Here is a 12463-nt window from a genome sequence, read left to right as displayed (position 1 = left end):
CGCGGCCGACGGGTGTGGCGACGGTGTGTGTCCGTGCCCTTCGGTGGCCGGCAGGCCGTTCGTGTCCGGGGCCGGAGAGAAAAGGACATGTGGCCGGTTCCGGTGTGGTGTTAGGTTTTCCCCGTGCCGAAGCTGAATCAGATCATCGCCGTTGAAAAGGGCGTCAAGTCCAAGTCCCTGCAGGAACTGACCCAGGCCCACCACGACGTCCAGAAGCCCGCGCTGCTCGCCGGCATCGCGCGTACGTACCAGCCCAAGGACGAGGAGGGGGAGCAGCTGCCGCCCGAGTCCACGCGGGTGCAGGTGAAGGCCGAGGACGTGCTGCGCGCGACGGCGGCGACCCTGACGCGGCTCTTCGACGTCACCGCGACCAAGGACTGGGCGAACCGCACGGCCGCCGCGGACGTCGTCGTCGAAGGAACGGTTCTGCTGCCCCAGGTCCCGGTCCCGTACCTGCTCTTCCTGGAGAAGCAGCTCACCGACCTGCACACCTTCGTCCGGAAGCTCCCGGTGCTGGACGCCTCGGAGTCCTGGACCCTCGACCCTTCGACGGACTCCTGGAAGACCGACGCGGTCCGCACGATCCGCACCAAGAAGGTGCCGCGCAACCACGTCAAGGCGGAGGCCACGGACAAGCACCCGGCGCAGGTCGAGGTGTACTACGAGGACATCGCGGTCGGGTACTGGACGACCGTGAAGTTCTCCGGCGCCCTGCCGGCCCGGCGGGTCAACGAGCTCCTGGAGCGTGTGGAGAAGCTCCAGCAGGCCGTCAAGTTCGCCCGCGAGGAGGCCAACGGCGTCGAGGTCACCGACCAGCGGGTCGGCGATGCGGTGTTCGGCTACCTGTTCGGGTAGCCTCCAGACTCCCTCCTTTTGAGCGGGGAGGGTGCGCGTGAAGCGCAAGCTGAAACTGAAGTCGAAGCTGACCAAGGGGTAACGGTTGGGGGTTCGAATCCCTCCCCCGGCACACGAGCCGGGGTGGCCCAAGTGGTAGAGGCGGCCCCGTCAATCTCAGATTCTCGCTCCAGTCTCAGTATTCGCCGCCGAACACCGGATCGACCGAGCGCGGACGATCATCGATGGATGGGGGTTCAAGTCCCCTCTGTGCCTCTCTCGTGGCGCGGTAGTTCAAAGGTAGAACACATCGATCTCAGAATGATCCGCGACTCTTAAACGCCGCCGGTGTGCGCAATTGGGTGGCACACAGGAGCCCGGGAGCTGGACATACTCCCGGGCTCCGTCACATGCGCCGAGGCGGTCGCCCCACCGAACGGCCCTGCCCCCGCTGCCGAACCAGCTCAGCCGGCCCGGTGGTGGTGAACGCCGCGCTGGCCGGGAACCGTCTTCAGCCCGGCAGGATCCGCGGCCGGCCGCCCGGGGTCGGGGTTGCCCCCGACCGGCGCCGCCGGCGCCAGCGCGAGGAGGGCGATGCAGCCGAGGACCGCGACGAGGATGAGCACCGTGACAAGGGTCATTTTCTTGCCTTCCGCCGGGTACTGAGTGCCTGTCACCAGCTGATGTAACCGGAATGTCGAGCGGTAAACACGAAGCGTAGTGACACTTCCGGGTTATGTGCTGCCCGGTCCGTCAATCCGTCAGATCGCGCACGTAGTCACCGCCCGCGAGCGGACCCTTCAGCACCGCGGGCGGCACCTCCAGCAGCTCCACCAGCGCCGCCGCATGCGGGACCAGCCGGCGGCACGTCGCGGTCAGCTCGCGCCCCAGGCCCGCTGCGGCCGCGGGCGAGAGCAGCCCGGCGGCCGCGTACCAGTCGGCGTGCGGCAGTACGGCCTCCAGCCCCAGCAGGCGGTACAGCCCGGCCCGCACCTCGCCCTCCGTGCCGCCCGGCTCGCCGCTTGGTTCCGACCGCCACTGCGCGGCCAGCATCCGCAGCGTCACCCGCGCCCGGTGGGCCTCCGCGAACGCCTGTGCCGTGTCCAGGTGCTCGTGCCACACCGCCGACGGCTCCTCCCCGGCACCGGCCGCGCCGCGCAGGGCGGCCGCCAGCCGCTCGTACAGCGCCCGCTCCCGGGCGCCCAGCAGCAGCGGCCAGTCCGGGTCGGTCCCGTCCCCGGGCGCGTGCCGCGGCGGCGCGGGCGGCGGTTCGTACGCGTCCCCGGTCACCATGTGCCATGCCGCGTCGAGCAGCATCAGCTGGTTGTCCCCGCCCGCCGAACGGAAGGCGGACGTGAGCGCCTGGTATTCGATCAGCCGGTTCTCCGAGAAGAACCCGGTGGCCCCGCAGGCCGCCCGGCAGCGGTCCACCGCCTCGTCGGCCAGCCGGTCCACCGCCACCTTCACCTGCGCCAGCTCCCCCATGACCGCCGGCGGCAGACCCCGCCCCCGGCCGCCGCCCGGCGGTATCCGCCAGCTCACCTCCGTGACCTGCCGGGCCACCGCCGTCGCGGCCAGGGCCCGCGCGGCCGCGCCGAACAACAGCCGCTGCTGGTTGGGCCGCTCCAGGGCGTACGCTCCCGCGCCCCAGCGGTCCACCGTGCGCCGGCGCCCGGCGTGCGGCAGCGCGAGGGCGACGGCCGCCCGGGCCACCGCCGCCAGCCCCGCCGTGACCGCCCCCCACGCGAAGCGGCTCCAGCCGGTGCTCCGGGCCGTCCGGAGCCGCGGATCGCCCAGCGGGTCGTGGAACTCCCCGGCCGCCGACACGGACGCCCCGTCGGCGAGCCAGCGGTGGTAGGGCACGCGCACCCCGTCGAACCGCACCGCCGCGTAGTCGAGCGGCAGCAGCGAGGTCCGCGGCCTCGGGGTGATCGCGATGCCGGCGGCCGGACCGCCGTCACCACCGCGCAGCGGCACCAGGAACAGGTGAGTGCCGTGGTCCCTGCCCGACACGTGCAGCCGCGCGCTGACCACGGCCAGCCGGGGCAGCCCCGGCATGCCCACGTTCGGCGGGTACTTGGCCGCCGCCGCATCGGGGGAGGTGAGCACGAACTCGCGCGCCGCCGGGTCGTACACGGCCTCGGTGCGGATGGCGGTACTGCTGCTGCCCAGCCCCACCTCGGTCATCAGCGCCGCACCGACCGACCGCCCGGAAGCCAGCTCGGCCACGTCCTCGGCCGAGGCCCCGAAATCGAGCGCGGGCCCGATCGTCATGCACTGGTGCAGGAACAGGACGTGGAAGAGCGCCGGATCGGCCATGGCCGTCAACTCCAGCAGGCAGCGCAGCCGTTCCTGCTCCACCGGCCCGCCGGCGAGCAGCGGCACCGGCGAGCCGATCCGGTCGTGGAGGTGGCGCAGCCGCTCGTACGTCCCGACCCACGGCTGAGCCGATCGCGGGGTGCAGTCGTCGAAGATCGGGTCCTCGAAGAACCGGGGGAGGTCCGGGTCGATCACGGAGCGGTCTCCTGCTTCTCCTCGTCGCGGTCATGGTCCCCGTACGGGTCGGTGCAGGCGGGGGCGTGGGCCGGTGCCTGCCCGTGCGCCTGCGGCTGCCCGTACCGGTCGTGCTCCCAGGCGTCGACCGCTGCGGCGATCTCCCCGGCGTGCTGCTCCATCATCGTGAAGTGGTCCCCGGACACCTCGCGGGCCGTGTGCGGCAGCCGCCAGGCGGCGGGGCCGCCGACCGGCTCGCGTGCGCGCAGCAGCAGGGCGGGAACGGGCCCGTCGAGCGGCTCGGGCCGCCAGCCCCGCAGGATCCGCAGGTAGCCGCCCGTGGCGGTGAGCCGGTGCGTTCCGATCTCCCCGGCCTCGCCCGCCGCGCGCTGCCGGCGCTCGGCCGCGGCGAGGACCAGCGACAGGTCGTCGGGCGGTACGGCCCCTTCGTACCAGGGGGTGTCGATCAGCACGAGCCCGGCCACCGCCCGCCCCCGCCGGGCGAGTCGGGCGGCGAGCGCCCATGCGATCCACCCCCCGGACGAGTGCCCGCAGAGCAGCAGCGGCCCGTCGTCCGCCCGCGGCGCGAGCGCCCCGACGTGTACGTCCACCAGCGCGCCGAGGTCGGCGGGCAGCGCCTCACCCGGCCCGAACCCGGGCTGCGGCAGCGCCAGTACGCTGCGCCGCCCCGCGAACTCGGCGGCCAGCCGGGCGTATTCGTGGGGGCCGCCCGTCGGCACCAGCGACGGCAGGCACACCAGGGCCGGCACCGGACCGGCATGGTCGCCGCCGCCGGCGAGCCGCACGGGCCGCTGCACCAGGCCGGGCGCCTGCGCCGAGGTGAACGACGGCCGCAGCAGGGAAGCGGTCGCCAGCAGCTCCACGGCCACCGCGCCGCGGCCCTCCGCGGAGGCCTGCCGGAACAGCCCCGACAGCCCGTCGGGCAGCGTGCCGCCGGTGACCCAGTCCCGGTCCGGCTGCGGCACGGCGCCCACACTCGTACGCGCGCCCGCGCTCGTGCCCGCGCTCGTGCCCGTGCCCGTGTCCGTGCCTGCGCCTGTGGACGTGCCCGTGCCTGTGGCCGGGCCCGTGCCATCTCCCGTACCCGTACCCGTACCCGGGCCGGTGCCTCCGTGGGGGCTCGCGGGGCCCAGCCGCTCCCACAGGTGGGCGGCGAGGGCGTGTGCGGTCGGGTGGTCGAAGACCACGGTCGAGGGCAGCGACAGGTCCAGCGCCCGGGAGAGCCGCCCCCGGAGCTCCACCGCGGCCAGCGAGCCGGCGCCCAGCTCCAGGAAGGGCCGGTCCGGGTCCACGGAGTCCGCGTCGCCGTAGCCGAGCACCGCGGCCGCGGACTCCCTCACCAGGAGCAGCAGTTCTTCCGCGTCGAGCGGCTTCCCCGCCGCCTCGGCCGCCCCCGCCGCCTCGTCGGGCGCGGCCCCGTACCACCCGGCTCCGCCGGCGGACCCGGTCGGCCCTGCCGCCGGCCGGGCGGAGAGCCAGTACCGCCGGTGCCGGAAGGGGTACGTCGGCAGCGCCTCGGCCGGGACCGGCCGGTGCCCGGCGGTCACGGCCGCCCAGTCGACCCCGACGCCCTGCACCCAGGCCTCGGCGGCCGACAGCAGCAGGCGCCGCACGCCGCCCTCGCCGCGCCGCAGGCTGCCCGTGGCGAGGGCGGACACGCCCGCCTGCTCCGCCGTCTCCTGGACCGCGTACGTGAGGACGGGGTGCGGGCTGACCTCGACGAAGCTCCGGAATCCCGCCTCCAGCAGCGTGGCGACGGCCGGCCCGAAGGCCACCGGGCTGCGCAGGTTGCGGTACCAGTAGTCCGCCGTGAGCTCCCGCCCGGTCAGCCAGCCCCCGTCGACGGTGGACAGGAACGGCGTCGACACCGCAGCCGGCAGGGTCCCCGCCAGGTCCTCGTCCAGTACGGCCTCCAGGGGCTCCACCGCCGCGCAGTGCGAGGCGTAGTCCACGGCGACCCTGCGCGCCCGCACCCCTTCCGCGGCCAGTTCCCCCAGCAGCGCGTCGACGGCCCCGGGGTCCCCGGCGACCACCGACGCGCGCGGCGCGTTCTCGGCGGCGACGGACAGCGGCGGCCCGCTCCGGCCGGCCAGCCGGGCCGCCAGCTCCGGTCCGGGGAGGGACACGGCGGCCATGGCCCCGGCGGGCAGTCCCCGCACGGCCCGGGCGCGCAGGGCGACGATGCGGGCCGCCTGCGGCAGCGTCAGCGCGCCCGACACGTACGCCGCGGCGATCTCGCCCTGCGAGTGCCCGAGCACCGCGTCCGGCTCGACCCCGTACGAGCGCCACAGCGCCGTCAGCGACACCATCATCGTGAACAGGGCCGTCTGCGCCACGTCCACCCGGGCCAGCGGCGGGGCGCCGGTGTCGCCGCGCAGCACATCCAGCACCGACCAGTCCAGGTACGGTGCGAACGCCTCGTCGCATGCGGCCGCGGCTTCGGCGAACACCGGTGAACTGCGCAGCAGTTCGACGCCCATGGCTTCCCACTGGGCCCCCTGGCCGGGGAAGACGAACACCGTCCGTCCGGTCGGCCCGGCGGGCAGGACCCCGGTGACGAGGTCCGGGTTCTCCCGGCCGGCGGCCAGGTCCGCCAGTCCGGCGCGCAGCCGGGCCGCCCGGTCCGGCCCGTCCGCGACGACGACGGCGCGCCGCCGGAAGGCGGGGTCGTCCGGTGCGCGGTGCACGGCCAGGGCCCGGCCCAGACCGGCCGGATCGGCCTCTGCGGCGGCCGTCGGCACGAGCCGGGACGCCAGGTCGCGCAGCCCGGTCCGGCTCTTCGCGGACAGGAGCCAGGGCACCGCGGCGTCGGCGGCCACCGGAGCCGGAGCCGGGTCCGCTGCCGGGTCCGCTGCCGGGTCCGCTGCCGGGCCGGTCGGCGCCGCAGGATCCTGCACGATCACGTGTGCGTTGGTCCCGCTGATCCCGAACGCGGAGACGCCCGCCGCCCGCCGCCCGCCGTCCGCAGGGCGCGGCCAGGGCCGGGGTGCGTCGAGGAGCCGTACGCCGCCGGCCGCCCAGTCCACGTGCGGGGTCGGCTCCTCGGCGTGCAGCGAGCGCGGCATCACCCCGTGCCGCAGGGCCAGGACCGCCTTGATGACGCCTGCGACGCCCGCCGCGGCTTGCGTATGGCCGAGGTTCGACTTGAGCGAGCCCAGCCACAGCGGCCGTTGCCCGTCGCGGCCCCGGCCGTACGAGGACAGCAGGGCCTCGGCCTCGATCCGGTCGCCGAGCGGCGTACCCGTCCCGTGCGCCTCCACCAGGTCCACATCGGCCGGCTCGAGGCCCGCGTCGGCCAGGGCCAGCCGGACGACCTCCCGCTGGGCCGGTCCGCTCGGCGCGGTCAGACCGTTGCTGGCCCCGTCCTGGTTGAGCGCCGAGCCGGACAGCACGGCCAGGACGGTCCGCCCGGCCCGGCGGGCGTCGGACAGCCGCTCCAGGACGAGGATCCCGGCGCCCTCCGACCAGCCGGCCCCGTCCGCCGAGGCGGAGAACGCCCGGCAGCGGCCGTCCGGGGACAGGGCGCCCTGCCGGCTGAAGTCCACGAAGGACGCCGGCGTCGACATCACCGTCGCCCCGCCGGCCAGCGCCAGCGAGCACTCGCCGCGCAGCAGTGCCTGCCGGGCCAGGTGCAGGGCCACCAGGGAGGACGAGCAGGCCGTGTCGACGGTCAGCGCCGGCCCGGTCAGCCCGAGGGTGTACGCGATCCGGCCGGCCGCCACACTGGAGGCGTTGCCCGTCAGCAGCAGCCCGTCGTGCAGTGCGGGCGCCTCGTGGAGGCGGGGCGCGTAGTCGGAGGACATCAGCCCGACGAACACCCCGGCGGGGGAGTCGCGCAGCGCGGACGGCGGGATTCCGGCCCGTTCCAGCGCCTCCCACGCGGTCTCCAGCAGAAGCCGCTGCTGCGGGTCCATGGCCAGCGCCTCGCGGGGCGACAGGCCGAAGAACTCCGCGTCGAAGCCGGCCGCGCCGTCCAGGAAGCCGCCGTGGCGCACGTACGAGGTGCCGGGCCGGTCCCGGTCGGGGTCGTGGAGCCGGTCGAGGTCCCAGCCGCGGTCCGCCGGGAAGGGGCCCACGGTCTCGTCGCCGTCGGCGAGCAGACGCCACAGGTCCGCGGGCGAGGCGATGCCGCCGGGGAAGCGGCAGCCGATGCCGACCACGGCCACCGCGTCCGCAACCCCTTCCGAGCCCGGTCCGGCCACCGCGTCCGCAACCCCTTCCGGGCCCGGTCCGGCGTCCGCGTCGACAGCCCCTGCCCGGCCCGGTCCGGCGGCCGAGGCCCCCGCCCCGGCCGGGGTCACGGCGTGCCGTGCCGGGCGGGCGGCGGGGGCCGCCGCGGGCGTCCCGGCGCCTCCGGCCGACCCGGTCGCGAGGTCGACCAGGTGGCGGGCGAGGCGCCCGGGCGTGGGATGGTCGAACACCGCCGTCGTCGACAGCGCCAGCCCCGTACGCTCCCCGAGCCCGGCCGCCAGCCGCACCGCGCCCAGCGAGTCGAGCCCGGCCGCGCGGAAACTCCCCCCGGTGTCCGCCTGCGCGAGAGGGGCACCGCCCACGGCCCCGGCCTGCTCCCGCACCAGCGCCAACGCCGCCTCCAGGGCGTCCCGTTCGGGAAGGCCGGCGATCCGCCGGGCCCACGCCGGGACCGCCTCCCGGGCCGGCTGCGCCAGCAGCCCCGCCAGCCGGCCGCGGGCCACCTTCCGCGTCGGGGTGACGGGGACGGCGTCCACGACCACGAGTTCCAGCGGCCACTTGTACGCGGCGACGCCCCGGGCCGCGAGATGCGCCCGTACGTCCTCCAGCGTGAGCCGGGCCCCGGGCCTCAACTGGGCCAGCAGCACCGGGTATTCGCCCAGCCGGTCGTCGGCCCGTCCGGCGACCGCCGCGTTCTCCAGCTGCGGCAGGTCGGCGAGGAGCGCCTCCACCTCGGAGGCGCTGAACTTCAGCCCGCCGACGTTGATCCTCTCCGCCTGCCGGCCCCGGTAGCCGATCGTCCCGTCCTCGTACCGGCAGGCCAGGTCGCCGGTCCGCAGCCAGCCGTCGGCGGTCATGGCCGCCGCGGTGGCCTGCGGGTCGGCGAGGTAGCCGCGGAACAGCGACGGCCCCCGGAACTGCAGCTCCCCGGTCTCCCCGACCGGGCACGGCGCACCGTCCTCCCCGACGACCCGGACCCGGCCCTCGCCGACCGGCCGGCCGATGCTGCGGGCGGCGACCTCCGCCGGATCGTCGGGGGAAGTGCTCAGACCGGCCCCGACCTCCGACATGCCCCACTGGACGACGGTCCGGGCGCCCAGGACGCGGCGCACACCGGCCACCAGGGCCGCCGGCACGGCCGCCCCGCCCGTCCGGACCTCACGCAGCGCGGCCACCGGCCCGGGCGTCTCCACCAGGTCGCGCAGCTGGGCCGGTACGGCGAACAGCACGCTCGCCCGGGTCGAGGCCGCCAGCTCCCGGAACGCATCGGCGTCCCAGCGGGGCAGAAGCGCCTGCCGACCGCCCGCGACGAGGGACAGGTGCACGGAGAACAGCCCGAACAGGTGCGTGAACGGGCTCGCACTGACGAGGGTGTCCCCGGCGGAGGACCGGCCCTCGCGGGCGGCGACGGCGGCGTTGCCGAGCAGGCCGCCGTGCGTGTGGACGCAGATCTTGGGGCGGGCGGAGGTGGTGCCCGAGGACGGCATCAGCACCAGCGGCATGTCGGCCGTGACGTCGACGGGATGCGGAACCCGGCCCCGGCGCTCCCGTACGAGCGCCTCGTACGTACCGGGTGCGGAACCGCCGTGCGGGGCTTCGGGGCCGACCGGTATCAGGAACTCCAGTTCGGGCAGGTCCGCCCGGGCGGGCGGCTCCGCGGCGGCCGGGAGCAGCAGGGCCCGTGCCGCCGTGCGCTGGAGCAGGGCGGCCACCTCGCGCGTGCCGAGGGTGCTGTGCAGGGGGAGCAGCACCGCCCCGACGGCGGCGACGCCGATGTGGGCCACCAGGAACTCCCAGGAGTTGGGCAGCTGGGCGGCCACCACGTCGCCGGCCCGGATCCCGAGGTCCTGCAGGGCCCGGCCGAACGCGTCGGCGTCCGTGCGCCAGTCCTGCCAGGACCGGCTGCCGGCCGCATCCGCGGCGGCGACGGCGGTGGCGTCGCCGCGGGCGGTGACGGCGGCCGCGAACAGCCCGGGCAGGGTCGGACGGGGCGTCGTCCAGCCGCCGGGGCCGTCCGGCTCGGGGGTGGTCAGGTAGTCGCGGGGGTGGACGGCCATGTCTACGCGTGCTCCGAACGGCTGGGGGCGGGCAGGGCGGCGGCTGCGGCCGTGCTGCGGCGGCGGGCCCGCAGCAGGGAGCCGTCGAGCGGCAGGGGCACGGTGTCCACGAGGTCGAACCCGGCCTCGGCGAGCAGTCCGCGGTAGTGGTCGAGGGTCCGCTCGCGGCCGCCGACGTTGCACAGCATGTGCAGGTTCCAGGCCACGGCCAGGGATTCGCCGCCGTTCACCGGCAGGAGCCGTTCGATGACGAGCAGCTCGGACTCCGCGGGCATCGCGTCCGCGCACCTGCGCAGGATGTCCAGGCACCGCGCGTCGTCCCAGTCGTGCAGCACCCTCGACAGGACGTACACGTCCCCGCCGCCGGGCACGGACCGGGTGAAGTCGCCGGTGAGGAACGTGCACCGGTCCGCTGTCCCCGCCCGCTCCAGCCGCGACCGCGCCGCCGCGACCACGTGCTCCCGCTCCAGCAGCACGCCGCGCAGGCGGGGCGCGGCGCCCAGGATCTGCGCCATCAGCTCGCCGTTGCCTCCGGCCACGTCCACGACCACGTCGACCCCGGGCCGGTCGACGACCGCCGGGACCGGGCCGAACATGGGGGAACTCGCCTGCATGGACCGGTCGAAGACCGTGTCCCAGGGCGGGTTCTGCGCGAAGTACGGGAAGTGGTGGGCGCCGAAGTGGTGCAGGAACGCGTCCCGGCCCGTGCGCACCGCGTACAGCAGGCGGCCGAACGACTCGTAGAACGGGCCGCCGTAGATCAGCGCCAGCGGCCGCATCGAGTGCGGGGCGTCCTCGCGCAGCAGCTCGCCGAGCCCCGTCAGCGCGTACGTGTCGCCGTCCGGCCCGTACGGGCCGATCAGCAGGCCGAGCGTCGACAGGTAGCGCAGCAGGCGCCGGAGCCCGTCGGCGTCAGCGCCGACCCGCTCCGCCAGGCCGGCCACCGCGGAAGGACCTCCGGCGTCGGGGGAGAGCGCGTCGAATACGCCCAACTCGGCGCCGACCGAGATGGCCTGCGTCTGCCAGGCACCCGTCATCAGCTCCAGCAGCACGCGTGCCGGCTCGTGCCGGACCTGCAGGCGGTGCGCGGCGAGGGCCGACGTCCGGTGGCCCGGCACGAGCAACTCCAGGCGCCCGTACGGTGTTCCGCCGGGGGCGGCGGAGCGGAAGTACAGGACCGTGACGTCCTCGTGCGGGTTGTAGCCGCCGCCGTCGGGCCGCATGCCCGCCCGCTCGACCAGCAGGTGCCGCAGCCCGGCGAAGACGACCTCGTCCGTGGAGGTCACCCGGAAGGCGACGTGCGCCTCGTTGCGTTCCGCCCGCTCCCGCCGCACCAGGTGGTGCATGCACACGGCGGACTCGTCCGGCGCGGTGACCTGCGCGGCGTCCGGCACGGGCAGGCAGAACACCTCGATCTCCCCCAGCTCCCCTTCCGGAGTGCGGACGGCCGCGCGCACGATCGACACCTCCAGCGCCTCCGGCGCGATCCCGTAGCGGGCGCGGAGCCGGTCCCGTACGACGGTGCTGGGCACCGGTGCGCCCGCCTCCAGCCCCAGCCCCGTCAGGGCGCCGGCCACGTCCGCGCGGGGCCGCGGGAACACCAGGACGGCCGCGTGCGCGGGCACACACCAAGCGCCGAGGGACTCCCGCTCCCCGTCGCTCAGCGCCGGTGCCAGCGTGCGCAGCATCCGGGTGACGGTCCCGGAGGAGCGTACGAGCGCGGCGGCCTCACCGATGGCCGTCAGGTCCGCGGCATCCAGGACCGCGGCCCCGGCCTGCTGTTCCGTCATGCTCTGCCCCTCGGACGGGCGCCCCCCCGTAACGGCGCCGGATCAGCGAAACCTATGCTCCTGCAGCCGCCAGGACGCCCAATAACGCCGGGAGTTGTCAGGTCCGATGGCCTAATCTCGGGGCGGACGACCGCACTTGGCGGTTCCGCTTCCGCGGGGGAGAAGATGACGGTGACGGCCCAGGCCGAGACCCCGGGCGGCGTGCTGCCCGACCCGCCGCAGCTCTGGGAGCTCGTACGCGACCTCGTCGGCTCGTGGCTGGGCGCGGGCAGCCTCACGGGCGTCGTCCTCACCACCCTCATCACCGCCTGGATGTGGTACGTGGGCGGCCGGGAGGCCTACCGGGCGGCCCGCGCCGCCGGGCGGGGCATCACGGCCGCCGGGCGGTACAGCGTCCGGCACGTGGAGAGCCTCCCGGTCAACCGGAGGGTCTTCGCCGCCCTGACGACCGTGACCGTGCTCACCGTCCAGGTCCTGTGGCTCGCCGCCTGCCACTTCTTCGCCTCCGTCCTCGTCGCGAACGTGCGCGACATGTTCGGAGGGGCTCCCGTCGGCGGCGCCCGGGAGGTCCTCCGGTGGGGCGGAGCCAACGGCACCTACACCGTCGTCTGCGCCCTGCTCGTGGTCGCCGCGTACGCCCTCGCCGTGCGCAGCGGCAACGAGTACACGGCGCTCCTCGGCTTCCTGCCCGCCCTGCTTCCGGCCCTCTGCGCGGTCCTGCTGCTCCTCGTCGCCGTGCTCGCGACCCTCGTCGCCTTGCTCGCCGGCCTGTTCGGCGGCAGCGGCGACTGGACCGGGCCGGGCTTCTTCTGGGCCGCCGGCATCGGCCTGCTCCTCCACACCGCCCTCGGGTTCGCCGCGCTGGGCGCCGCGGCCGTCGCGGTGGACGGCTGGCGGGCCGAGGCCCCGCCCGGCCCCGGGCAGGGCTCCGGCCGCTCCGCGGCCGCCGCGCGCTGAACGGCAGCCGCCGGCGCCGCGAAGGGCGTCCGTCGTCACGGGGGTGGTGTCCATGACGGGAGCGGGCAGGGTGCCGGGAGCCGGGGAGTCAGGATCCCGGACGGGGACGGGGACGGGGAC

6 protein-coding genes are annotated in these 12463 nt (G+C 75.8%); 2 read left to right on the top strand and 4 right to left on the bottom strand.

All coding sequences use genetic code 11. The features are described from left to right. The first annotated feature begins 123 nt into the window (after positions 1–123). Positions 124–855: a hypothetical protein gene (locus tag HYE82_RS13020; protein WP_179174169.1), complete on the top strand. Its 732-nt coding sequence runs from the start codon at positions 124–126 to the stop codon at positions 853–855. A gap of 443 nt (positions 856–1298) precedes the next feature. On the opposite strand, the gene HYE82_RS13015 is transcribed toward HYE82_RS13020, so the two are convergent. From HYE82_RS13015 to HYE82_RS13000, 4 genes are all read right to left on the bottom strand, one after another. Continuing rightward, positions 1299–1475 (bottom strand): hypothetical protein, encoded by a 177-nt coding sequence (locus tag HYE82_RS13015; RefSeq protein WP_179174168.1) that lies wholly within the window; start codon positions 1473–1475, stop codon positions 1299–1301. A gap of 112 nt (positions 1476–1587) precedes the next feature. Next, positions 1588–3348: a hypothetical protein gene (locus tag HYE82_RS13010; RefSeq protein ID WP_179174167.1), complete on the bottom strand. Its 1761-nt coding sequence runs from the start codon at positions 3346–3348 to the stop codon at positions 1588–1590. Then, on the bottom strand, positions 3345–9596 hold the full coding sequence (locus tag HYE82_RS13005) for a type I polyketide synthase (protein ID WP_179174166.1): 6252 nt from the start codon (positions 9594–9596) through the stop codon (positions 3345–3347). Before HYE82_RS13005 ends, HYE82_RS13010 begins: the two co-directional genes overlap by 4 nt. A gap of 2 nt (positions 9597–9598) precedes the next feature. Continuing rightward, positions 9599–11386 carry a methyltransferase gene (locus tag HYE82_RS13000; RefSeq protein WP_179174165.1) on the bottom strand — a complete coding sequence of 596 codons (1788 nt, stop codon included), beginning with the start codon at positions 11384–11386 and terminating at the stop codon, positions 9599–9601. A 171-nt stretch (positions 11387–11557) separates the two neighbouring features. On the opposite strand from HYE82_RS13000, the gene HYE82_RS12995 reads away from it, so the two are divergent. After that, a complete protein-coding gene (locus tag HYE82_RS12995; RefSeq protein WP_179174164.1) occupies positions 11558–12343 on the top strand; it encodes a hypothetical protein in 786 nt (261 codons plus the stop codon). The last annotated feature ends 120 nt before the right edge of the window (positions 12344–12463 follow it).

Source organism: Streptomyces sp. BR123 (genome assembly GCF_013401435.1).
Taxonomy (GTDB): domain Bacteria; phylum Actinomycetota; class Actinomycetes; order Streptomycetales; family Streptomycetaceae; genus Streptomyces.
This window is presented reverse-complemented; position numbering and strand designations above follow the sequence as displayed.